Origin of the sequence: Agrobacterium sp. NPDC089420 (assembly GCF_044900305.1) — a bacterium.
In the GTDB taxonomy this organism is placed as follows: Bacteria; Pseudomonadota; Alphaproteobacteria; order Rhizobiales; family Rhizobiaceae; genus Agrobacterium.
On record NZ_JBJDMY010000007.1, the window covers coordinates 94,566 to 117,983 of the forward strand.

At 59.9% G+C, this 23,418-nt stretch carries 19 protein-coding genes, 1 tRNA gene and 1 riboswitch; of the genes, 8 read left to right on the forward strand and 12 right to left on the reverse strand.

The genetic code is table 11. The features are described 5' to 3' along the window. Positions 1–34 precede the first annotated feature (34 nt). Both ACI2KA_RS13110 and ACI2KA_RS13115 read left to right on the forward strand, forming a co-directional pair. Positions 35–784 carry a hypothetical protein gene (locus tag ACI2KA_RS13110; protein ID WP_404502668.1) on the forward strand — a complete coding sequence of 250 codons (750 nt, stop codon included), beginning with the start codon at positions 35–37 and terminating at the stop codon, positions 782–784. Beyond that, positions 784–1,533, forward strand: a complete 750-nt coding sequence (locus ACI2KA_RS13115; RefSeq protein WP_404502670.1) for a hypothetical protein — start codon at positions 784–786, stop codon at positions 1,531–1,533. Before ACI2KA_RS13110 ends, ACI2KA_RS13115 begins: the two co-directional genes overlap by 1 nt. 139 nt (positions 1,534–1,672) lie before the next feature. Here the strand turns inward: ACI2KA_RS13115 and ACI2KA_RS13120 are convergent, their stop codons facing one another. The 8 genes from ACI2KA_RS13120 to ACI2KA_RS13155 all read right to left on the reverse strand — a co-directional run bounded on the left by ACI2KA_RS13120 (position 1,673) and on the right by ACI2KA_RS13155 (position 9,992). After that, the gene (locus ACI2KA_RS13120; protein ID WP_404502672.1) at positions 1,673–2,950 is read right to left on the reverse strand and encodes a type III PLP-dependent enzyme; all 1,278 of its coding nucleotides are present in this window, start codon (positions 2,948–2,950) and stop codon (positions 1,673–1,675) included. After that, on the reverse strand, positions 2,934–4,466 hold the full coding sequence (locus tag ACI2KA_RS13125; RefSeq protein WP_404502674.1) for an AMP-binding protein: 1,533 nt from the start codon (positions 4,464–4,466) through the stop codon (positions 2,934–2,936). Before ACI2KA_RS13125 ends, ACI2KA_RS13120 begins: the two co-directional genes overlap by 17 nt. Continuing rightward, positions 4,463–4,726, reverse strand: coding sequence for an acyl carrier protein (locus ACI2KA_RS13130; protein ID WP_404502676.1), 264 nt, complete (start codon positions 4,724–4,726; stop codon positions 4,463–4,465). Before ACI2KA_RS13130 ends, ACI2KA_RS13125 begins: the two co-directional genes overlap by 4 nt. A gap of 105 nt (positions 4,727–4,831) precedes the next feature. Further along, positions 4,832–5,737, reverse strand: coding sequence for a hypothetical protein (locus ACI2KA_RS13135; protein WP_404502678.1), 906 nt, complete (start codon positions 5,735–5,737; stop codon positions 4,832–4,834). A gap of 116 nt (positions 5,738–5,853) precedes the next feature. Then, entirely contained in the window at positions 5,854–6,981 is a 1,128-nt protein-coding gene (locus ACI2KA_RS13140) for an S-(hydroxymethyl)glutathione dehydrogenase/class III alcohol dehydrogenase (protein WP_404502680.1), read from the reverse strand. A gap of 151 nt (positions 6,982–7,132) precedes the next feature. After that, positions 7,133–8,590, reverse strand: a complete 1,458-nt coding sequence (gene trmFO / locus ACI2KA_RS13145; protein ID WP_404502682.1) for a methylenetetrahydrofolate--tRNA-(uracil(54)-C(5))-methyltransferase (FADH(2)-oxidizing) TrmFO — start codon at positions 8,588–8,590, stop codon at positions 7,133–7,135. A 631-nt stretch (positions 8,591–9,221) separates the two neighbouring features. Beyond that, positions 9,222–9,365 (reverse strand): DUF1127 domain-containing protein, encoded by a 144-nt coding sequence (locus ACI2KA_RS13150; RefSeq protein ID WP_003495735.1) that lies wholly within the window; start codon positions 9,363–9,365, stop codon positions 9,222–9,224. 480 nt (positions 9,366–9,845) lie between these two features. Next, positions 9,846–9,992, reverse strand: a complete 147-nt coding sequence (locus tag ACI2KA_RS13155; protein WP_269827621.1) for a DUF1127 domain-containing protein — start codon at positions 9,990–9,992, stop codon at positions 9,846–9,848. Positions 9,993–10,632: 640 nt separating this feature from the next. Between ACI2KA_RS13155 and ACI2KA_RS13160 the strand changes: the two genes are divergently transcribed. From ACI2KA_RS13160 to ACI2KA_RS13175, 4 genes are all read left to right on the forward strand, one after another. Beyond that, positions 10,633–10,715: transfer RNA gene (locus ACI2KA_RS13160), tRNA-Leu, on the forward strand. A gap of 240 nt (positions 10,716–10,955) precedes the next feature. Beyond that, the gene (tig, locus tag ACI2KA_RS13165; RefSeq protein WP_004442056.1) at positions 10,956–12,434 is read left to right on the forward strand and encodes a trigger factor; all 1,479 of its coding nucleotides are present in this window, start codon (positions 10,956–10,958) and stop codon (positions 12,432–12,434) included. 270 nt (positions 12,435–12,704) lie between these two features. Then, positions 12,705–13,646, forward strand: a complete 942-nt coding sequence (locus ACI2KA_RS13170) for a hypothetical protein (RefSeq protein ID WP_404502684.1) — start codon at positions 12,705–12,707, stop codon at positions 13,644–13,646. 290 nt (positions 13,647–13,936) lie between these two features. Next, on the forward strand, positions 13,937–14,584 hold the full coding sequence (locus ACI2KA_RS13175) for a hypothetical protein (protein WP_404502686.1): 648 nt from the start codon (positions 13,937–13,939) through the stop codon (positions 14,582–14,584). A gap of 227 nt (positions 14,585–14,811) precedes the next feature. Here ACI2KA_RS13175 and sthA read toward each other — a convergent pair whose 3' ends face one another. The 3 genes from sthA to ACI2KA_RS13190 form a co-directional block, all read right to left on the reverse strand. Then, positions 14,812–16,215 carry a Si-specific NAD(P)(+) transhydrogenase gene (sthA, locus tag ACI2KA_RS13180; protein ID WP_404502688.1) on the reverse strand — a complete coding sequence of 468 codons (1,404 nt, stop codon included), beginning with the start codon at positions 16,213–16,215 and terminating at the stop codon, positions 14,812–14,814. A gap of 758 nt (positions 16,216–16,973) precedes the next feature. Then, complete coding sequence (locus tag ACI2KA_RS13185; protein ID WP_404502690.1) at positions 16,974–17,507, reverse strand: DUF1003 domain-containing protein; 534 nt, start codon at positions 17,505–17,507, stop codon at positions 16,974–16,976. A 116-nt stretch (positions 17,508–17,623) separates the two neighbouring features. Further along, the gene (locus ACI2KA_RS13190; RefSeq protein WP_404502692.1) at positions 17,624–19,564 is read right to left on the reverse strand and encodes an LTA synthase family protein; all 1,941 of its coding nucleotides are present in this window, start codon (positions 19,562–19,564) and stop codon (positions 17,624–17,626) included. A gap of 223 nt (positions 19,565–19,787) precedes the next feature. Here ACI2KA_RS13190 and ACI2KA_RS13195 point away from each other — a divergent pair, with 223 nt between their 5' ends. Then, a complete protein-coding gene (locus ACI2KA_RS13195; RefSeq protein WP_404502694.1) occupies positions 19,788–21,467 on the forward strand; it encodes an NAD+ synthase in 1,680 nt (559 codons plus the stop codon). Positions 21,468–21,661: 194 nt separating this feature from the next. On the opposite strand, the gene ACI2KA_RS13200 is transcribed toward ACI2KA_RS13195, so the two are convergent. Continuing rightward, positions 21,662–22,039 (reverse strand): glyoxalase superfamily protein, encoded by a 378-nt coding sequence (locus ACI2KA_RS13200; protein ID WP_404502696.1) that lies wholly within the window; start codon positions 22,037–22,039, stop codon positions 21,662–21,664. 192 nt (positions 22,040–22,231) lie between these two features. On the opposite strand from ACI2KA_RS13200, the gene ACI2KA_RS13205 reads away from it, so the two are divergent. Further along, positions 22,232–23,062 carry a hypothetical protein gene (locus ACI2KA_RS13205; protein WP_404502698.1) on the forward strand — a complete coding sequence of 277 codons (831 nt, stop codon included), beginning with the start codon at positions 22,232–22,234 and terminating at the stop codon, positions 23,060–23,062. A gap of 115 nt (positions 23,063–23,177) precedes the next feature. Beyond that, positions 23,178–23,362: riboswitch (cobalamin riboswitch) on the forward strand. Positions 23,363–23,418 lie beyond the last annotated feature (56 nt).

Genomic DNA, 23,418 nt, shown 5'->3' on the forward strand with positions numbered 1-23,418 from the left:
ACGGATACGAGAACATTGTACTGATGAGGTTGGCATGAAGTGGAAAATAATTTTGGCCGTCGTGGCGTGGCTTCTGCCGGCGGCGGGATATGCCCAATATACCCAAATCCAGGACGTCTCGGTGGCCGCGAAGAAGGTCATGTCCTCCGGCATGTTCGATGCTGCAAGGCGCAACCTTGCCGGCTGCTCCTGGCGTTCGGGCGACAATTATCTTCAATGCCGCGAATGGGTCGTTGCTGTGGTCATCGGCCATGCGGCCCGCAAGGAATATGCGGCCGCTTCGAAGTATCTCAATATTCTCAGGCAGGCGATGACGGCCCATGGCGGACGATCACCATCGGCCTGTTTGTCGGAAACTGTGCATTTCGGCAAGGAGTTCTACTCGCTCGGATATGAACAGACCGCCTATCAGATCGCCCGAGCCATGAAGGCGCAAAATGCCGACAAACTGGCGCTGAAGGCATTTCTCTGCGCGAGCTTCCGCTCAGTGAACTACAAGTACAAAGCAGTGGGAAGTGTCGATGTACCTGCTCTTTCCCGACAGGAGTTTATCGCCACGATAAGGCGCATTCACGGCGCGTCTCCCGCCTTCGACGTCGCTAGATATCTCGACGACGTTCTCAACCCTGTCAGCAAGATGTGGAGCAACCAGAACGCCAAGATGATGGTCCTGTTCAAGAACGCCGCCCGGCGTTGCGACGAGTTGGGACTCGACAGAGCCTTTGGGGCGTTTTTTAAGGAACTGGCTCAAGAGTACTACTACTACGCGAAGGACAACCCCTGATGGACAGCAAAACGTTCACGAGACCGCCAAATGGCGCGGTCATCGCATCGGCCCTTATCGTTCTCGCCGCAATGATCGCCACGTCATCCCCGGCTCTGGCGCGCCACGGCTATTCGCACGGCATTGAGACCCGCGGCGGAAGCTACGGCCAAAGCAGCAGCGGAAAGAGTAGCGGCGGTCAAAGCGGCGGCAGCGGTCGTTCCACATCCGGCGGAGGCTCTGCCGCAACGGGAGCCCTGATCGGCCTGGGCATCGGGGTACTACTTCAAGGACTGGCCAATGCCCCGCTGGACGAAAAATCGGAGGAGGAACTCGAAAGCGAGGTCATGGACGATCTGAAACGGCAGCGCGAGGCCCCTCCCTCCGCCAAGGCCCGTAGGGCGATCCGGGCCGCTGAAAACGATCCCTCTCTGAACCCCTGGGCCGCAAAGGGTGTCGGCAAACGGGAACCTGCCCCCGCTGACAAGAAGCAAGCCGTCACCGGTTGCGACTTCCAGAAGCGCGCGGGATCATGCACCGGGACGATAAGGCTGAAAAGCACCTCGGGCAGCAAGCCGAGTTATGCAGCGCGGTTCCGCGTAAGCAGTTCGGCTCCTGTTTGCTCGAAGGTGGAATACTATATTGACAACACGCCGCACCAGACCATCTTGCAGATGACGAATTCGGCCGATGAAAGCACATTTGGAACAAAGCCCATTTCCAGGGACAACTTCGAAGTCAAGAACTGCACGACCTATGAGGCGCGTTGAACCGAGTGTGCCAGCTTATCTGTGTGGTTCCGACACTGCACTAAATACAAGGAAAAATAGGAACGGTAGACGCGCTGTTGTTCGTTAGCGCCATGCTTCCATTCGCCAGTAAAGCCACGTTTCTTGCTTTCCCAGCCCTTCAGCGCCCGATCACCGCAAACGTCCCATCCTCCACCAGCACTTCCTTCGCAGCCGCATGGCTGAGAAAACCGGTGGGGCTGGCGCTGGCGCCATAGGCGCCCGATTGCAGGATGGCGAGGAGATCGCCGGCCTTCAGCTTCGGCAGCGCCGCATTGCGGGCCAGCGTATCGAGCGGTGTGCAGAGCGGGCCGACGATGGTTGCCGTGTCCGCATGGTCCGCCCGCATCATGGCCGGCGCGACGATCGGGTAATTGCGTTTGACGATCTGGCCGAGATTGCCTGAGGCGGCGAGGTGATGGTGCATCCCGCCATCCGTCACCACGAAGGTGGTGCCGCGTGAGGTCTTCACGGAGTTGACTTCCGCCACATAGATGCCCGCAGCCCCCGTAAGGAAGCGGCCGGGTTCGACGATGACATGGGCATCGGCAATCAGCGGATGCGCTTCCAGAAGCGTCTTGAGGCCGGGAATGGCGGCACGCACCGTTTCAAGATCGAGCGGCGTTTCTCCGGCGAAATAGGGGATGCCGAGACCGCCGCCGAGATCGATGGTTTCGAGCCGCCTGTCCAGCATCTGCGCCATACGCGCCGCGATGGAAATTGCATGTCTCCACTGAGAGGCAAGCGTATCGGCATCGAGGATTTGTGTACCGCCATAAATATGGATGCCGACGAGATCGATATGCCGGGCGTCGTTAAAGAGCGGCAGGACATTTTCCAGCTCTTCCTCGTCGAAACCGAAGGCGGTGGCCTTGCCGCCCATGCGCATCGCGCCGGCCTGGGCATCCGGCACCGGATTGATGCGGATCGAAGCCTTGACCGGCCTGCCGATTTCCTCGATGCGGGCGATTTCCTCGGCGCTCTCGATATGGATTTCGCCGATTCCGCCCTCGATCACCTCGCGCAGTTCCGCCATTCCCTTGCCGGGGCCGGCGAAAATGATGTCTTGCGGTGCGACCCCCGCTTTGATGGCGGCGCGATATTCGCCGACGGAAGCGATTTCCGCGCCCGCGCCTTCCTGCCGGAAAAGCGAGATGATGGCGGGCAGGGGATTGGCCTTCACCGAATAATAGATATCGGCAAAGCCGCTGAGCGCCGTTTCGAGACTGCGATAGGCGCGGCGCATGATGTCCGCGTCATAGATGAAACACGGCGTTCCGGTGTCCGCGACGATGCCGCGAACGGCCAGGCCGCCGATCATCAGATCGTTGTCGCGAATTTCAAATTGCGCGGCCGCAAGGGCCGGGCCATGGCTCTGGGGCTTATCCGTGGGCGACATTGTCGGTCCGTTCGCGCACCAGCGCGCGGTAATCCACTTTACCATTGGCGGTGACCGGAAGCCGGTCGACCAGCTCGATGGCACGCGGGATCATGAAGGGGGCGAGCATTTCGGCGGCCTTCTTCAGCGCCGCCGAAACATCGATGGCCTGATTGGCGGCGGTCGCCACGGCATGCACCTTTTCACCGGCAAAGGGGTCCGGCAGGCCGATGACGGCGACCTGCTGGAACAGCCCGGTCGACATCAGGCTTTCTTCCACTTCTGTCGGGCTGATGCGATAGCCGGAGGATTTGATCATGGCATCGTTGCGGGCGACGAAGCTGAAGAAACCGTCGTCGTCCTCCACCGCCAGATCGCCGGAATAACACACCGTCTCGCCGCCGAGCGTGACCGGGATGAAGGGATGCGGGCGCAAAACCTTCGCCGTGTCTTCCGGCCGGTTCCAGTAACCGAGCGACACGGTCGGGCCGCGATGGACAAGAATGCCGGGCTCGCCGGGTTTTGCCCTTTGTCCCTTATCGGTGACGATGAAGATTTCGCATTCCGGAATGGCCTTGCCGATGGAGGTGGGGCGGCGGTCGATTTCGTCTGGCGGCAGGAAGGTGGAGCGGAAGGCTTCGGTGAGGCCGTACATCAGGTAGATCTTTGTGTCCGGCAGCTTCTCGCGCAGCGCTTTTACGGTTTCCTGCGGCACGCGCCCGCCGGAATTGGTGATGTAACGCAGATGCGGCAAAGGCGTCTTGGTGAGTGAGGGGGCGGCTTTCGTCAGGATCGCCCAGATTGTCGGCACGCCGGCCAGACCCGTGACGGCATGGTCGCGCAGATCGCGGACGATTTCGTCGCCCAGCCGGAAGGTGGAGATAACAGTGGTTGCACCCTGTTCCACCGCTGTCAGCAGCTGGTTCAGGCCGTAATCGAAGCTGAAGGGCAGCAGGGAGAGAATTCGGTCCTTGCTGGTAATATCGAGATAGCTGCGCACGATGCGCGCGCCGGCCAGAAGATTGCGGTGCGACAGCATCACGCCCTTGGGCGAACCGGTGGAGCCGGACGTATAGAGGATGGCGGCGAGGTCTTCGCCGATTGCCGCCGACGGGCGGGCGGGCGCTTTCGTACCGGTCTCGATTTCTTCCACCAGCAGCACCGTGACATGCGGAAAGTCGTCCAGCGCCGCCTTCAGTTCATCCGCCATCGCCCTGCTGCTGATGACGACTTTCGCGCCGCAATCGCTGACGATATGGCGAATCTGCTGCGCCTTCAGCAGCGCATTGACCGGCACGAAAACGCCGGACGCCTTGCTGACACCAAAGATCGACCAGCATTCCTCAAGGCCGCGCGGCAGATAGATGACGATGCGGTCGCCGCGTTCCGCGCCGGCCTGCTGCAGGGCCGCCGCGCAGCGTGTCGCGGCTGCGGCGAATTCGCGGTAACGCAACGATTGTTGCTTGTAGACGAGGGCCTGATCGTCGCTTGCCGCGTGGGCGGCCAGCAGGTGGTGCAGCAGGTAATGGGGTGTCATCTCCTCCGTTCCCTGAGGACGAAGGCGATGAGGTCGGCGGGCGTTCCGAGATTTTCGGGCGTGAAATGTTCGTCATCGAGAATGATGCCGAAACCTTCGCCAAGGAAGATCATCAGCTCCAGAAATCCGAGCGAATCGATCACGCCGCCTTCGAGAAGCAGCGTATCGGCGGTGAAGGGCGCATAGGCGGGAAAACGGCGCGAGAGATAGGAATAGATGGTATCGGCAACGTCGATTTCGCTCTTTTTCGCTGCAAGCATGCTGGTTCTCCGATTTCCCGTTTGTTTGCCCCGAACCTGCGCGAAACGGCATTTTGTCTGTAACGGCCAAGATTCCGCCAGGTCATGCAGGCATCACTAGAATACCTAGGGTGGCAATAACACCAACTCTGAGTATGTTTCGTTAATAAATCGTGGGTTCCATGCGCCTTTTACTTGTATCGGCGCAGATTTATGTGCGGCAAGGCCGCCGGCGTTCCGTTCATCGGCAGATGCCGCCAAGGTGAGGGCAAGCCTACCCTTGCCAAGAAGGTAACGGGCGATTGCGGAAACGTTCCTTTGGACGACCTCCCGGTCCTCGCAATAGATCAGGCGCGCCGAGGGCAATCGTCTGGTCGTGGTCTTCAGGAACACCAGCGGATAATGACGGCCATCCGCCTGCATCATGGCCACGATGCAGCCCAGCCGCGCGTGATCGTCCAGCATGTCGCGCATTGCCGCCGGCAGGGCGTCCGGCGGTACGGCGGCAAGCGGGGCAAGCCGTGCGGCCGCCGGCCGGAGTGCGGTGAGCGGCAGGGGATAAAACAGCGTGCAATCCGTCACCGTGCGGAACCCCAGCCTTTCATTCAGCCTGCAGGCTTCGGCAGATGGGGTGAGATCGGTGAAGATGTCTTCCTCGGAGGCGGAGGCGAGCTGCAGCATGCGTGGTGCAAACCACCGGCAGGAGGGTTCGACATACCAGCTGGACAGGTTGACGACGGTGCTGCCGGTATCGGGCAGGCGGTTGCGGATCGTCAGCAGAACGCCCGCCGTGTCATCGCCTTTCAGCAGCAATTGCCCGATAGGACCGAGTTGCCGCCGCTGATGATGGTCGCTGATGAGGGCGAGCCCGCGCGACCAGAAGGTCTCGCTTTTTTCCGGGAAACCTTTCGCCAGGAGGTGAACGGCGGCGGCGCGGTTTCCGTTATCGATCGGTACGATTTTCAGAGGTCGCTCTCCGCTGTCTGGCGTCGTTTGGCCGGGGGCAAGAGATTTTTCAACTTGGCCGCGCAATATCGGCTTACGACGATAGATTTACCGTCCCGTTAATCGCGCCGGCTGCAAGGCGGCGGGCGCGATCACATTTGCATGAGGGCAGGCACGGGGCGCGCCTGCCTTATCCCCACCGGTCAATAAACCACGACGCCGCGGATGCTTTCGCCCTTGTGCATCAGCTCGAAGCCCTTGTTGATGTCTTCGAGCGGCATGGTGTGGGTGATCATCGGATCGATCTGGATCTTGCCTTCCATGTACCAGTCGACGATCTTCGGCACATCCGTGCGGCCGCGCGCGCCGCCGAAGGCCGTGCCCATCCAGTTGCGGCCGGTGACCAGCTGGAAGGGGCGCGTCGAGATTTCCTGGCCGGCGCCGGCAACGCCGATGATGACCGACTTGCCCCAGCCGCGATGCGAGGCTTCCAGCGCCTGGCGCATGACTTTGGTATTGCCGGTGCAATCGAAGGTATAATCCGCGCCGCCGATCAGGTCGCCGTTACGCTTCGTCATGTTGACGAGATAGGGCACGATATCCTCGCCGACCTCCTTCGGGTTGACGAAGTGGGTCATGCCGAATTTTTCGCCCCAGGCCTTGCGGTCGGGGTTGATGTCGACGCCGATGATCATGTCCGCACCGGCAAGGCGCAGGCCCTGCAGCACGTTAAGGCCGATGCCGCCGAGACCGAAGACGATTGCCGTGGAGCCGATCTCGACCTTGGCGGTATTGATGACCGCGCCGATGCCGGTGGTCACGCCGCAGCCGATATAGCAGACCTTGTCGAAGGGGGCGTCCGGGTTGATCTTGGCGAGTGCGATTTCCGGCAGGACCGTGTAGTTCGAGAAGGTCGAGCAGCCCATATAGTGGTGGATCTTGTCCTTGCCGATCGAGAAGCGCGAGGTGCCGTCGGGCATCACGCCCTGGCCCTGCGTCGCGCGGATCGAGGTGCAGAGGTTGGTCTTGCGCGAGGTGCAGGAGTAGCATTCGCGGCATTCCGGCGTATAAAGCGGAATGACGTGGTCGCCCTTCCTGACCGAGGTGACGCCCGGCCCGACATCAACGACGATACCCGCGCCTTCATGGCCGAGGATGGCCGGGAACAGGCCTTCCGGATCGGCGCCCGACAGGGTGAAATCGTCGGTGTGGCAGATGCCGGTGGCCTTGACCTCGATCAGCACTTCGCCGGCGCGGGGACCTTCAAGCTGAACGGTCATGACCTCAAGCGGTTTTCCTGCCTGGATGGCAACGGCGGCGCGGACGTCCATATTCGATCTCCTCAGTCTTTCATTTGCGAGTAAAAAGGTTTTGCCCGAGCGCGGCTGGCCGGGCAAGGCAAAATCCGGTGACCCGGAATGGAAAAGGGCGTGTGCGGACACACGCCCCTTTTTATCTTGGCTTATGGAGGCGGGGCAGGGCCTATGGCGTTGCGTCGCTCTCTTGTTCCGTTGCGACGCGTTCAACGCCGAGCCAGGCGGCGCAATCTTTCAGCGCCCGCGCCGCGATGAGCTGGCGCTTCATGATGGTCTTGTCCTTGCCGCGGAACCGCTTGACGCCCTCCGGCTTGACGATGGAGCCCGGGGCCAGTTCCGGGAACAGGCCGAAATTGATGTTCATCGGCTGGAAGGAACGCTTGCCCGGCTCATCATCGGACGAAAGGTGACCGCCGGTAATGTGGTTGAGCAGCGAACCGAGCGCCGTGGTGGCAGGCGGCAGGCTCGGGGTCTCGCCCTTTTGCTCGGCGGCGGCGAAACGGCCGGCGAGAAGCCCGACGGAGGCGCTTTCCACATAACCCTCGCAGCCGGTGATCTGGCCGGCAAAACGCAGGTCCGGCCGCGACTTCAGCTTCAGCGAGCGGTCGAGCAGGATGGGGGAATCGATATAGGTGTTGCGGTGCAGGCCGCCGAGGCGGGCGAATTCCGCGTTCTCCAGACCCGGAATCATGCGGAATACATCCGCCTGCACGCCGTATTTCAGCTTGGTCTGGAAACCGACCATGTTGTAGAGCGTGCCGAGCGCGTTGTCCTGGCGCAGCTGGACGACGGCATAGGCCTTGACGGTGGGGTTATGGGCGTTGGTCAGGCCCATCGGTTTCATCGGGCCGTGGCGCAGCGTCTCGCGGCCGCGCTCGGCCATGATCTCGATCGGCAGGCAGCCGTCGAAATAGGGCGTGCCTTCCCATTCCTTGAAACCCACCGTATCGCCGGCAATCAGCGCGTCGATGAAGGCATTATACTGTTCCTCGTTCAGCGGGCAGTTGATGTAATCCTTGCCCGTGCCGCCGGGGCCGACCTTGTCGTAACGCGACTGATACCAGCAGATATCCATGTTGATGCTGTCGCGGTGGACGATGGGGGCGATGGCGTCGAAAAAGGCGAGCGCATCCTCACCCGTCTCGGCCTGAATGGCGGCTGCGAGATCCGGCGAGGTGAGCGGGCCGGTGGCGATGATCGAGTTGCCCCATTCCTTCGGCGGCAGACCGTTTACTTCTTCGCGCATGATCGTCACCAGCGGGTGACTTTCGAGCTTGTCCGTCACGGCCTGCGAAAACCCGTCGCGATCGACGGCAAGAGCGCCGCCGGCCGGCACCTGATGTCTGTCGGCGCAGGCCATGATCAGCGAACCGGCGAGCCGCATTTCGGCATGGATGACGCCGACCGCGTTGGCGGTCGCATCGTCGGAGCGGAAGGAGTTGGAACAGACCAGTTCCGCCAGCGTGTCGCCCTTGTGCGCATCCGTGCCGCGCACGCCGCGCATTTCATGCAGGATGACGGGCACGCCGCTCTCAGCAATCTGCCATGCGGCTTCCGAGCCGGCCAGTCCGCCGCCCACGACGTGAATGGGAGAAGTGGTCTTGTCTTGCATGCTGGCGTCCATCTGGCGTCCATGGGCCGCATGCGGGGCAGAGTCTCCCGTTCGGCGGCTGTCTCTTGAGTGATTGTTTCGCACGGGTCCCAGAGGACGCGGCATTGTTGCGGGATGCACTAGCATGCATGGCTGGGGCAGCCAAATGTTTTTGGGGTGAGGCGGGCGAGGGATATGAGGGAGGATGGGGCCTTTACGCCCGCCAGTCGCACGAATGCGATTAGCGACCTCGTTTCCGTCTTGGATGTGTAATTCGCTGTGACGGTCGGCAGCGTTTTTTCGTAAGGGGCCATCTTCCTTCGTCATTCCGACCTTGCGCCGGTAGCCAGCCAGCCCAGGTCTTTGGGCTGAAAGGAAGCCTTCCCACGGCGCAGACGCGCCGTGACTGGATGCCGGATCATCCTCGGGCTGGTTCCGGGGAACGGCATGACGGGAGAAGAGCGTAGCGAAACAGCAGCCGGCAACAAAGGGGCGATGCCGTATCGCGCGGTGTGCCGGGCCGATGTTTGCCAATCGCCAACTGGCGAGAATTTCCAGTGGACTTCACCAGAATCAAAAACGGCGCCAGAGGCGCCGTTTTCTTAAAACCTGTCGCTCGATCGTCGCGCCCTGGAGGTCGGGCAGCGGGACGATCGTTTACGCCTTAGCGGAACGAACGGGCTGCTACGTTACGGATGTCGTAACGGGTCAGGCCGATGTCGCTCAGAGCCTGGTTGGAGAGGCTGCCGAGTTCGTTGATCGTGCGGCGGTAGGAGATCCAGTTCTTTGCGATGCGGATGGGGTTCATGGTCGTTTCCTCAATCTTTCTTTGTGAATTCGTCTGCCGGCTCAGCGTTTTCCTGTGCTCTCGGCTGTTGAGGTTTATATATAGACATTGAGCCATGTTGTGCAGTGCAGAATTTAGGCTACTGCCATGCATTTGTGCACTATGTCGGCTAAATTTGCGGCTTTGAATATCGTATGGGCAAAATATGAGCGGAAATGCCTGCGTTTCAGGCGTTCTTGACTGATATGGCAGGTGTTGGCGGCGGTGAAGGCGCTTTTCGGTATGAAAAGACGCGTCAGGATGGGCTCGGACCCTATCTAGGCGCTGCGTAAAGGGGTGGCCATCGATGCATTTTTCATCTGCCGACCCCGCAAGCGGCTGTGGCAGTACCGCTTCGATCTGGAGAGCCGCCTAAAACGAAAAAAGGCCGGAGGCGGGAGCCTCAGGCCTTTTTGGGTAGGTCGTCTCGCATCCGCCGCATGAAGCGGCGGGGCGTCTTTATTAGATGCCGACGGCGGTCTTGGCGACGCGGCGGATGTCCTGACGGCCAATGCCGAGGTCACTCAGTTCGCGGTCGGTCATGCGGCCGAGTTCGGTTACGGTCTGACGATACTTGCGCCAGTTGGTCAGCGAGCGTGCAATGTTCATTTTCATCTTCCTCTTCGTGCTGTTCAGTCTCTGCGGCCAGTCTTGGGAGGCTTTGGTCCGGGGCTGAACTCGATCTCTGTATGACCATGAATATAATCGGTTTAATCAAAACAAAAACAGACAAAGCAAGATGTCACCTATGCATGGAATGCAAGGCAAGCCGGGAAATGACGTTGATTGTGGCGATAGGTGCATAATTTATGACCAATTTATGGGCTTTTGGTGACGCCGGAGGGTTGCGCATTGCAAAGCCCTGCGGCCGCCGGGCGCGGGCGGGAGCCCGGAGTGCGGATCTGGCCGGCCGGCGGCGACCCGGCCCTGTCGGTGCATGCTGTGTATCGCTATATATAATGTCAGTGCTGCCGCATGAATGCCGTGGGCTTTTGCCGCCTTTGCTCGATGCCGACGGGCAGGGCCGGTGAAGCGGGCGAGATGGGCGCGGCCCTGCCGTTTTCGCTCCGGTGTCGCCGTCGCCCTCCGTGCGCTGTCATCTTGCCTTGGCGGCCGGTGGTCGACTGCCGAGAGGGGCGGCCGCCTTTCGCCGCCGGAGCGGGGGCAAGAAAAGTCACGGCGAAACCAAAGGCAGGGAAACGGCGTGCTTGACCCTTTCTGAACATTGTGACATACCGCCGCCCAACGTGCGGGTATGGCGGAATTGGTAGACGCATTGGTTTTAGGTACCAACGCTTCGGCGTGGGAGTTCGAGTCTCTCTACCCGCACCACAAGCAAGGCATGGCTGTGCCACGCTTGCGCCAGAGTGCATCCTTACAGGATGCGGGGAGCTTCGGGGTTCATTTCTCCCCTTTGGTCTTTGTTCTCCGGTGCAGGCGTAACGGTGTCCGGCAGGCGCTTGCGTAAGAAATAAGGGAAGCCACGGCCGGGGAACGATGTTTCCGGCGCAGTGCTCGAAAGTAAACCAACGGCTGTCTGAGCACCGCCGCCATGATGTGAAGGTTAGGAAAATGCAGGTTATCGAAACGCTCGCTGAAGGGCTGAAGCGCGAACTCAAGGTCGTTATTCCGGCTGCCGACATGAAGGCCCGTCTGGACGAGCGCCTGGTCGACGCCAAGGACAAGGTTCGCATCAACGGTTTCCGTCCCGGCAAGGTGCCGGTTGGTCACCTGAAGAAGATGTACGGCAAGTCCATCATGGCCGACCTCGTCAACGAGCTGGTTCGTGAAAAGCCGTCCGAAATCCTCTCCAGCCGCGGCGAGAAGTCTGCAACGCAGCCTGCGATCTCCATGACCGAAGACGAGCAGGAAGCTGAAAAGATCCTGTCGGCCGAATCCGACTTCGAATTCACCGTTGCCTACGAAATCATTCCGGCCATCGAACTGAAGGCCAATGACGGCATCAAGGTTACCCGCGAAGTTGTGGAAGTGACCGAAGACGAAATCAACGAGCAGATCCTCAAGATCGCCGAAAGCGCCCGCACCTACGAGACCAAGAAGGGCAAGGCCGCTGAAGGCGACCGCGTCACCATGAACTATCTCGGCAAGGTTGACGGCGTTGCCTTCGACGGCGGCGCTGCTGAAGACGCTGAACTGGTTCTCGGTTCGGGCCGCTTCATCCCCGGCTTCGAAGACCAGCTGGTTGGCGTCAAGGCCGGCGACGAAAAGACCATCACCGTGACGTTCCCGGCCGATTACCCGGCGGCGAACCTTGCCGGCAAGGAAGCCAACTTCGACATCACCGTCAAGGAAGTTGCTGCCGCCGCTCCGGTTGAAATCAACGACGAACTGGCCGAAAAGCTTGGCCTCGAATCGGCTGAAAAGCTGAAGGAAATCGTCAAGGGTCAGATCGAAAGCCAGTACGGCAACGTCACCCGCCAGAAGGTCAAGCGGCAGATCCTCGACCAGCTGGACGAGATGTACAAGTTCGACACGCCGGCTGGCCTGGTTGACGCCGAGTTCGACAACATCTGGCGCCAGATCAACACCGATCTCGCTCAGTCCGGCAAGACCTTCGCTGACGAAGACACGACCGAAGAAGAAGCCCGCGAAGAATATCGCAAGCTGGCTGAACGCCGCGTCCGTCTTGGCCTCGTTCTCTCCGAAATCGGCGAAAAGGCCGGCGTCGAAGTGACCGAAGAGGAAATGCAGCGCGCGCTGTTCCAGCAGCTGCAGCAGTTCCCGGGCCAGCAGAAGGAAATCCTCGATTTCTTCCGCAACACCCCCGGCGCTTCCGCTTCGCTGCGCGCTCCGATCTTCGAAGAAAAGGTCATCGACAAGCTGCTCACCGAAATCTCGGTAACGGACAAGACCGTTTCCAAGGAAGAGCTGCTGGCTGACGACGGCGAAGAAGCCACGGAAACCAAGAAGAAGGCGCCTGCCAAGAAAAAGGCTGCTGCCAAGGCTGACGACGCCGCTGAAGGCGAAGAAGCCGCCCCGAAGAAGAAGGCTCCGGCCAAGAAGAAGGCCGCTGAAGGCGACGCCGAATAATCTTCTTCAGCGCAAGCTGATTGAACAAAAGGCCGCAGCGAAAGCTGCGGCCTTTTTTGGTATTGAAATATTTAAACGCAGAGAATTTTGACTCGACAGGGTATTGGTGACGAGCACTGGTGCGTCGAATGTGCGATGGACTAAATCTGTTTGGTTGGTTGCGGAATAGTTTGATCCTATATTCTTTCTTCGTCAAAGCTCATAAAGTGATTTTAGTCGATAGCGTGTGTAAACAACTGAACATGAATTGAGATAAAGGCAGATATCCCAGTGAAGTGGACCGATAAAACAATCAACACTATCAACCTGCTGGTCGCCGTTATTGGATTGGTCATTACTCCAATAATATCTGCCTATGTGAATAAAAATGATGAAAAATCAAAAAGCCTAACTGCGAGTTTTTCTGGACCGCTCGATCCACTTAAGGATCTTGCAGATGGTCAGGCGAAGATTGACTTCGAGCTCAAAAGCGAAGGGCAGGTAATTCCGAGGGTATACATCTACCGCGCGTCACTAAGTAATAGCGGAGTTGCGGTACTTCCAACTGATTTTTACAGCAACATAAAGGTGACAACGCGAGCTCCTTGGAAAATTATTGCTGTTGGTAGCAAGAGTCTGAACCCTCGCCCTCAGGAGATTTCCCTACCCTGGTCTAAGGTATCCGACTACGAATTTGTGGCGGATCCTACTCTAATCAATCCAGGGGATTACATCGATGTGAATGTTTATTTAACCGCTCCTCGAGAGGAGGTAGAAAAGCTAAAATACGATTCGCCTGCACCCATCACATGGGAAACACGAGTTGCAAATCTTTCGGAAATTACTATATCCGAAGATCCTGTTACGAAAGCTATTAACGAAATCGGTCTGATTCAAATAAATATTTGGGGATGGGGCGTTCCTTTTATTATATTGGTTTTTGCGATCCTGACGACTATACACTTTTCCATATTGAATACGCTTAAGAATGTTGGTCGCCACATATCTTTATGTCTTAAAGTTACGTCAGCGATCCTCTGCTTGTGTGCGGCAGAGGCTATCACGACTTATGTGTTTGGTGATAGTATTTGGTCCTATAACGTATCGAATTTATTTAATATTCCCCCTTTATTACTAAATATCGGCTTTCTTTTTGTTATATACATCATCGCTTCACGAAAATCTGTATCTTCGAATTCGTTAGGTTCTGAGGCCGCCGCGGAAGGCGATTAGGCGTTAATTGGGCGGGCTTAAAAGAGGTGCACTTGCGGCTTGAAGCGGCGACTACGTGAGTTCGTCTTGTATTTTATACCGCGCTGCAATTGATTTTTTGCTGCATATGCTCTTGTTCATCTCCCGTTCATCTGGCACGCTGCGCAGCATGATTTGCCTGGTCGTATCAAGCGGCCGTTCGGGCATTGCGCCGCTTGAATGTGGCTTCATCGCAGCCAAACCATTGGCCTTAGCTTTTACCGTGCTTGCCGGGTTCTCCCGGTGCGCCCTTAATTTGCCAGGGGACAAGTATGTCGCTCCGAACGGGTTCCGCCCTTGTATTATTGTTCTTCACCGCAGCCGCGGCCGCGCATGCCGATGAGGCGGGGCTGATCTGGAAGCCGGTCAAGAATTCCGATCGGTCCTATACGGCGCGCATCGGCGCGAAACTGCCGGTCGATACCCCGATCCGGGCCGGGCTGGAAATGGGCATGAATGCCTCAAAGACGGGGCAGGTGGTGGATACGCCGGTCCGGCTGTGGGGTAATGTCACGTTGCTGGCCGAACAGCTGCCGGGCGTCTCGCTTGCGCGGGATGTCGGCGTCATGTTCAACGCCCTGACAGGGTCGAGCAGCGTTTCCATGACCTCGCAGCAGAAGCGCATCGTCACGCCGGAACTGGATATCGAGGCCAACCGCAATTTCACCGTGCGATATGACGGCACGGCGCAGCAATGGAACGGGCTTGATGTGTCGCAATCGCTGCGCCTGTCCCGTTCCGAGACCGGCACCGCCTTCGTGCTGACGGGGGCGAGCCGCAACAGTTTCAACGAGTTCAGCAGCGGCGTGGCGGTGGAGCAGAAGATCGGCGAGAACCTGACGGTGCGCGGAACGCTCGATCAGGGTTATGCGGATCATGTGCGGCCGGGTGTGAGCGCGCGGTACAGTATCCGGTGGTGAGGGCGGTTCCATCTGCGTTGTGATTGCTGAAAACTCGGCGTCATCCTCGAGCGTGACCCGAGGATGACGACGGAGGTGTTGGCATCGCGGCTGCGGGATGGGCCTTCCTGGTCCAGGACGTTGGGCTGGCTGGACCTTGGATCAAATCCGGGACGACGAGGAGGGCAGGCTACGACCTCACCAAAAGCGCTTGCACGGCATTTTGCCGCCCCGCTGAATATTCCGCCTCAATCCTTCTTGATCTCGCCCATACGGTTCCAGGCATCGAGCCCGGCGATCTTGTAGGCCTCGGCCAGTGTCGGATAGTTGAACGTATTCTCGACGAAATATTCCACCGTGCCTTTGAGGTTCAGCACCGCCTGGCCGATATGCACCAGCTCGGTCGCGCCTTCGCCGACGATGTGGACGCCGAGCAGGCGGCGGGTTTTGAGCGAGAAGATCATCTTCAGCAAGCCGCTGTCGAGACCCATGATGTGGCCGCGCGAGGTTTCGCGGAAATGGGCGATGCCGCATTCATAGGGAATGCCGCGTTCGATGACTTCTTCTTCCGTCAGGCCGCAGGTGGAGATTTCCGGAACGGCATAGATGCCATAGGGGAAGAATTGCGGCGGCTCGCCGGCCGGTGCGCCGACGGCATGGCGGGCGGCGATGCGGCCCTGTTCCATCGAGGTGGAGGCAAGGCTCGGGAAACCGATGATGTCGCCGGCGGCATAGATGTTCGGCACCGAGGTCTGGAAGGTCTCGGGATCGACCTTCAGACGGCCGCGGCTGTCGGCCTCCAGCCCGCAGGCCGAGAGGTTGAGCGTATCGGTGGCGCCGACACGGCCGGCGGCAAACAGCACCGTCTCGGCCTTCAGGACGCGGCCGTTGCCGAGTGAGACGAGGCATTTGCCGCTGTCGTCGCGCTCGACCTTTTCCGCCTTCTGGCCGAAGATCAGCTTCATGTTGCGGTCGCGCAGCTGATAGGTGAAATCCTCGACGATTTCCTTGTCGATGAATTCCAGCATGGTCTCGCGCGGCTCCACCACCGTCACCTGCGTGTCGAGCGCGCTGAAGATGGTGGCATATTCGATGCCGATGACGCCGGCGCCGACCACGACCATGGAGCGCGGCAATTCCTTGATCTCGAGAATCTCGTCCGAATCGAGCACCGCCTCGCCATCGAAGGGAATATGCGGCGGCCGGTAGGGGCGGGTGCCGATGGTGAGCAGGATGGAGGTGCCGGTGACCGTCATGATTTCACCGTCGCTTTTCACCACCTTCATGGTGTTGGCGTCGATGAAGCTTGCCGTGCCGCGAATGTGCTGCACGCGGTTGCGGGCGAACTGGTGCTCCAGCACCTCGACCTCATGATCCAGCGTGATGAGCAGGCGGCGGCGCAGATCCTCGGCGTCGATTTCCTGCTTGACGCGATAGGAACGGCCATAAAAGCCGCGCTCGCGCCAGCCGGTGAGGTTGAGAGCGGTTTCGCGCAGGGTCTTGGAGGGAATGGTGCCGGTATGTACCGAAACGCCGCCGACGCGGCTGCCCTTTTCGATGACCAGAACCCTTTTTTCGAGCTTGGCGGCCTGAATGGCGGCCCGTCTTCCCGCCGGACCGCTGCCGATGACAATCAGATCGAACTGGTGCATGAAAAACCCCGGAACAGAATGCATTTCGATACCGGATGTCGCATCCGGCATGGCGTCGTCGCGAAATGGTCGTGATGCCATTTTGACGATGGGAGGTGATTCCCGTGTCAGCCTTGCCCGCAAGAGTGCAATGCAACAAACGCCTGCGTCAATCTGTAGCGTAAGAATCTGACGGATTCGTAACTGGGGGTGAGGTTTTCAGCGGGTTGCGTGATTGATGATGGGGCGAAGTGCCTGGGGCTTACCCCCCTCTGCCCTGCCGGGCATCTCCCCCTCAAGGGGGGAGATCGGCAAGACGCTTTCCCGCCACTTCATTCTCGAACTCCGAGATGGCCGAGACCTTGCCGCAGATCGATCTCCCCCCTTGAGGGGGAGATGCCCGGCAGGGCAGAGGGGGGTAAAGCTCCGCGCACCTTTGCGCACTTCCTGAACACGCCCCGAAAAAACCAACAGCTTCATCCCGCACGGCGCTGCCGGACGGGGATAGCGTGAGGACGTCGGGCGATTGCCCGGCTGCGCTTCGGTTGGGGTTGGTGTGGGTCGGATGCGTTGCGCAGCCGGGTCTTTCACCATGCCGTATCGCGCAAGGGCCGTGCACGGCCGCCTTGCGAAATGGTCCTTTCCACGAACGTTGCCAGCGTTCCACCACCAGGACCGTCCCTCGGTTTCCGCCACGTCTGGCGTCCGCCCGGCGGGACTGCGGTCACTATAACAGCGCCCGCCAAGGCGGGGAAAAGCGGGGATTATTTTTCCGCGCCTCAGCCGTCCTTGCGGGTGACGTGGTGGTGGAGCGCGGCGAGATCCTGCCGCAGCGCAGCAAGCTCGGCCAGCACCTTCACGTCGATCTTTTCATGCAGGGACAGCACTTCCAGCTCGGCCTTCAGGTTCACCTCATAGTCCTTGGCGGCCTCGAAACGGTCGCGGGCTGCCTGGCGGTTCTGCGACATCATGATGATCGGCGCCTGGATCGCGGCCAGCATGGACAGCAGCAGGTTGAGGAAGATGAAGGGGTAGGGATCGAAGGCGCCGGTCGTCAGCACGATGGTGTTGACGATTGCCCAGAACACCAGGAAAAAGCAGAAACCGAGGATGAAACCCCAGGAGCCGCCGACCTTGGCGATATTGTCCGCCAGCCTGTCGCCGAGGCTGGCACCGGCGGAAAATTCCGCGTTGATGTCGCTCGAAACCAGTTTCTTCTGGTGCGACAATTCCAGGATGCGCCGCTCCACCTCGCCGATTTCGCGGGAGGAACGCTTGAAATGCGAAACGATATAGTCGGAGATATCTGACACGGTGTGTCTCCGGTTCTGATGAAATAACCTGCGCTCCGTGCGAGATAAACCCGCATGGCGGCGGAATTCAAACGATTTCCGCCGCCATGCGGTTCAGGCGTCCCCGCCGAAAAGCATCAGACCGCCGGCGCACCCTCGTGCAGCCAGTTGAAGCCGGGGAAGAAGCGCTCGCGGCCATATTGCTGGCCGAACATCATGTCGAACTGCAGCAGGCGGTAATCGCGCACCACGTCGGGAACGGCGTTGGGCGCGATCGACCAGTCGGGCAGGGCCGTGCCGTCGGTCGCCACCAGCATATGCCGGTCGATGACGGAAAAGGCCTGCTGCACCTCGCCGAGCGTGCCGGTATAGAAGGGATCGGAAAAGCCCGCGGTCTTCAGCACGTGGTAGGGCAGAAGCGCCGGGCTGATGGTGCCGATATTCTTGCGCACGCCCTTTTTCGACGACCAGACGACCAGCGGCGTTTCGTGTTCCTTCTTCATCACCTCCAGCGGCGCGCGGCGGCTGGCCACCATGCCCGGCATGTAACCGCTTTCCACGAAGGTCTGGCCGAGCGGCGGCAGGTGATCGCCGAAAAGGACGATGATGGTTTCGCGGTCGCGCTTCTTTGCCCAGCGCATCAGTTTCGAAAGCGCTTCATCGGCTTCCGCCACCCCTTGCGAATAGGTGGCGAGCGCCTGCGAGGCCGAGGCGGAGAGGCCGCCTTCGACGCCGATGGTGTTTTCGGCGTAACGGTTGGCTTCGTAAGGCCCATGTCCCTGCAGGGTGACGGCGAAGAGGAAGAGCGGGTTCTGCGCCTTGTCGGCCGTCGCCATGATCTCGTCCATCAGCGCATCGTCGGAGGCGAAGTTGCCGCGTTTTTCCATGGCCGGCAGCGTCTCTTCGGAGCGGAATTCCTCGAAGCCGAAATTCGCATAGACCTGCTTGCGGTTCCAGAACCACTCCTGGAACGGGTGCATGGCGATGGCGGAATAACCTTCGCCGCGGAAGAAGCTGGCAAGCGAGGGCACCGGGCGGCGGATATATTGCTGATAGGGAATGCTGCCATAGGGCAGGAAGGCGTTGGAAAAGCCGGTCAGCGCCTCGAATTCCACATTCGCGGTCATGCCGCCGAACTCGGGCGAAAAAACGTTGCCGGATTGTTTGGCGCGGATCGCCGGCATCGGGTCGGCCGAGAGCGTGACGTTTTCGAGCCGGGTCGGGTCCCACAGCGATTCGCTCATCAGCATGATGATGTCGGGATAATCGCCCTTGTTGGCGGCGAAAGAGGCGGGTTTCGACGTGAGATCGGCAATGGTGTTTTCGCCGTATCCGCCGGGGGCGGAGACATTGGCCATGGGAATGTTGAAGGCAAAGGCCATCAGGAAACCGTTATGGCGGTAGTTCTCCTGCTGGTCCCACATCATGGGGATGATGTTGAGGCGATCGCGCACCCAGGAATAATGCGAATAATCCATCAGCGAGGCGAGGCCGGCAAGAAGCGGCAGCGCCAGCGCGAGACCGGCGGCGCGTTCGCGCCAGCGCAGGATGGGCGAGTGGCGGCGTGCCAGCAGCCAGAGCATGGCAAGAACCGCAATGGTGGCGCAGATGCCGAGGCCCACCAGCACCGCCGTCAAAGGCTGCGCCTTCAGCATTGTTGGCAAAAGCTCGAGGATCTGGCGGCCGAACAGCAGGTCGGAGGGATAAAGCGGATCGGAAAGATAGGTCTGCTTCTGGGCGGAAATCAGCCCGGTCAGCCCGCAGAGCGGTGCAACCACGATCAGGGACAGGTAACGCCGGCCAAGAAGTGCATCCAGCGCCACGAGAAGGGTAAGCACGGCGGCAATGGTGGTCATGCCGGGACGTGCCGACGAGGTGAGGAAAGCACCGACATCATGGAGCGAACCGCGGGCGATCCATTCCAGCGCCACGACGAGCACGATGGATGCGACCGTCAGATTGGCAAGTGTCTGGGCCGTGCCCGAAAGCTTCGAAAGGCTCCTTGTCCATGCAGGCGAAAAGACAAAACCAGCCTTTTCGGAAGCCGTTGTTTTTGGCGCCGAATGTCTCAAACCCATACTCCGGTATTGCAGGCGGCACGACCGATCCGGGGAGGTGAATCGGGGTGTCGCAAAAGTGTCATGTAACTGTCACATAAGCGCGATGAACGCGACATGAACTTTGCCCAACCTGGCCGGCGCGGCGATAACCTTAGCGTGAACGCGGCCGTGACATGGTTGCCGGGCGCCGCCATGCAATTGCCGCGTTGCGGAGCGGGCACGGGCGCGGTATTGAAAAGCCATGAGCGACAGACACGATATCCAGAACCATCTCCGGATTGCCGTCGGGCAGTTCAATCCCACCGTTGGCGACGTGGCGGGCAATCTCGCCAAGGCGCGCGAGGCAAGGGCCGATGCGGCGACACAGGGCGCCGACCTTCTGCTTCTGACCGAGCTGTTCATATCCGGCTATCCGCCGGAGGACCTGGTGCTGAAGCCGGCTTTCCTGAAGACCTGCCTGAAGGCGGTGGAAGAGCTGGCGGCGGACACCGCCGATGGCGGGCCGGGCGTCGTCATCGGTTTTCCGCGACAGGGCGAAACGGGCCGGCACAATTCGGTGGCGCTGCTGGATGGCGGCAAGATCGTTGCGCTGCGCGACAAGATCGACCTGCCGAATTACGGCGAATTCGACGAGAAGCGGGTTTTCTCCGAAGGGTCGATTTCCGGTCCCTATAATTTCCGCGGGGTCAGGATCGGCATTCCGATCTGCGAGGAAATCTGGAACGACATGGGCGTGTGCGAGACGCTCTCCGAAAGCGGGGCGGAAATCCTGCTGGTGCCGAACGGTTCGCCCTATTATCGCGGCAAGCTTGACGTGCGCCATCAGGCGGCGCTCAGGCAGGTGATCGAAAGCGGTCTGCCGCTCGTTTTCGCCAACCAGCTGGGCGGGCAGGACGAGCTGGTGTTCGACGGCGCAAGCTTCGCCTTTAATGCCGACAAGACGCTGGCCTTCCAGATGAGCCAGTTCGAGGCCACGCTTGCCGTTACCGACTGGAAGCGCACGGAAGAAGGCTGGCGCTGCGAAAGCGGACCTTTCTCGAAAATTCCCGAAGGCGAGGAGGCGGATTACCGCGCCTGCATGCTGGGCTTTCGCGACTACGTCAACAAGAACGGTTTCAAGAGCGTGGTTCTCGGCCTTTCCGGCGGCATCGATTCGGCGATCTGTGCTGCCCTTGCCGTCGATGCGCTGGGCGAGGAGCGGGTGCGCTGCATCATGCTGCCTTACCGCTACACCTCGGAAGAATCGCTGAAGGACGCGGCCGATTGCGCCAGGGCGCTGGGCTGCCGTTACGACATCGTGCCGATCGTCGAGCCGGTGGAAGGTTTTCTTTCGGCGCTGTCGGATCTTTTCGAAGGGACGGAAGAGGGCATTACCGAGGAAAACCTGCAGAGCCGCACGCGCGGCACCATTTTGATGGCCGTTTCCAACAAGTTCGGCTCGATGGTGGTGACGACCGGCAACAAGTCGGAAATGTCGGTGGGTTATGCCACGCTCTATGGCGATATGAATGGCGGTTTCAACCCCATCAAGGACCTCTACAAGATGCAGGTCTATGCCATTTCCAGCTGGCGCAACGCCCATGTGCCGCCGGGCGCGCTTGGACCTTCCGGCGAGGTGATCCCCGCCAATATCATTTCCAAGGCGCCATCGGCCGAATTGCGCCCCAACCAGACCGACCAGGATTCGCTGCCGCCCTATCCGGTGCTGGACGATATTCTGGAATGCCTCGTCGAGAAGGAAATGTCGGTCGAGGAAATTCTGGTGCGCGGCCATGATGTGGCGACCGTGCACCGGGTGGAGCATCTGCTCTATCTCGCCGAATACAAGCGCCGGCAATCGGCGCCGGGGGTGAAGATCACCAAGAAGAACTTTGGGCGCGACCGGCGTTATCCGATCACCAACCGGTTCCGGGATCGGTGATTGACGGCGGCGTGCCATCGATTTCTGGCGGGTGAGTTACCGCCTTTCTCCGTCATCCTCGCCCTTGAGGCGAGGATCCAAGTGCGGTTGAGATTGTGGATCCTCGGGTCAAGCCCGAGGATGGTGTCGCGTGTGAGGAGCTTTTTTGACAGCCCATAAACGGTGCGGAGAAAACCCCGCGCCGTCAACTCACCTCAGATGACCTGCCCGACATCGATGCGGTTGCCATCGGGGTCTTCAAAGACAAAGGCCCTGAGGCCGTAATCCTTGTCCTGCAGGCCCTTGATGATGCGCAGCCCGTGGCCTTTGCACAGCGCGTGCAGCGCATCGACATCGCTGACCAGCATATGCGCCACGTTGAAGGGGGCTGCCTTGTGGGTGGGCTGCAATGTCAGGTGCAGCTCGGCATTGCCCTGTTTCAGGATCATGAAGCCGACGGGGGTGCCGTTCTCGAAGGTCTTTTCAAAGCCCAGCACGCCAACGTAAAAATCATGGGCCTTTTCGATATTTCTGACAGGAAGCATGGCGGCGATCCGGCCGAAGCGGATGCCGTGATCGGCGATGGTCTTCATCGCGGAACCTCGGATCTGGGAGAAACGGCCAGCGGCGCGGACGGTGCCGGGGCGCTGGCGTTTTTTCCGATTTGAATTTGCAGGACGGTGCCTGCGGCCATAGGATCATAATCACGGCGATGGCGGATGCAAACGGAATGTCTCTGTTGCCGAGCGCCTTGAGCAAGAACACAGACACGCCCGGGAGGCAGAATGCGCAGCTCCATCGAAATCTTCAACATCCGCACCCGGCAGATGCGGGTGGTTTGGCAGACGCCGGAACTGTTCGAGGCGCCGAACTGGTCTCCGGATGGAAAATATCTGCTGTTGAACAGCGAGGGGCTGCTTTACCGCCTGTCTCCTGCCGGTGATATGTCACCCGAAAAGGTCGATACCGGCTTTGCGACGTTCTGCAACAACGACCACGGCATATCGCCTGACGGTTCGCTCTATGCCATTTCCGACAAGGTGGAGTTCGGCAAGAGCGCGATTTATCTGATGGCTTCGGCGGGCGGCGCGCCGCGGCTGATGACGAAGAACCTTCCCTCCTACTGGCATGGCTGGTCGCCGGACGGGAAAAGCTTTGCCTATTGCGGCATTCGCGATCAGGTTTTCGATATCTATTCCATGGATATCGAGACCGCCACCGAGACGCGGCTGACCCATGGCGAGGGCCGCAATGACGGACCGGATTATTCGCCCGACGGCGCGTGGATCTATTTCAATTCCAGCCGCACCGGGCGGATGCAGATCTGGCGGGTGCGGGTGGACGGTTCCGCCGTCGAACGCATCACCGACAGCCCCTATGGCGACTGGTTTCCGCATCCGTCTCCCAAAGGCGACAAGGTGGTCTTCGTTTCCTATGACGGCGATGTCTTCGACCATCCGCGTGATCTCGACGTGCGGGTGCGGCTGATGGACATGGAGGGCGGCAATGTCGAAACGCTGTTTGAACTGTTCGGCGGGCAGGGCACGATGAACTCGCCCAACTGGTCACCGGATGGCGATGAATTCGCTTATGTGCGGTATTTTCCGGTTGCGTGATGCCGTAAGCGGTGCCGCTTGCGTCATGCCGGGTCCAGGGCGGAAGGATGGAGGTGAGGGCACGGTCATATTGTCGCGCCAGCCGGGTGATACTTGCATTCGCAAATTTTCTTGCCCATAGCTTCCTGCGTCAGGTGCCCGCCCTTGCGGCGGGAGAATCGGGAATCCGGTGAAAGACCGGAACGTGCCCAGCGCTGTGAGGCGGATGCCCTTTTTTTTATGCCACTGAAGTTATTCGGGAAGGCGAAAAAGGGCGGATGAAGCCGAGTCAGAAGACCGGCCTGGCAGGATAGACCGAACCGCGCGGACGGCGGCAGGTTGCTGAAGAGGCGTGTCGCTGCTGCAAAACCGGCATG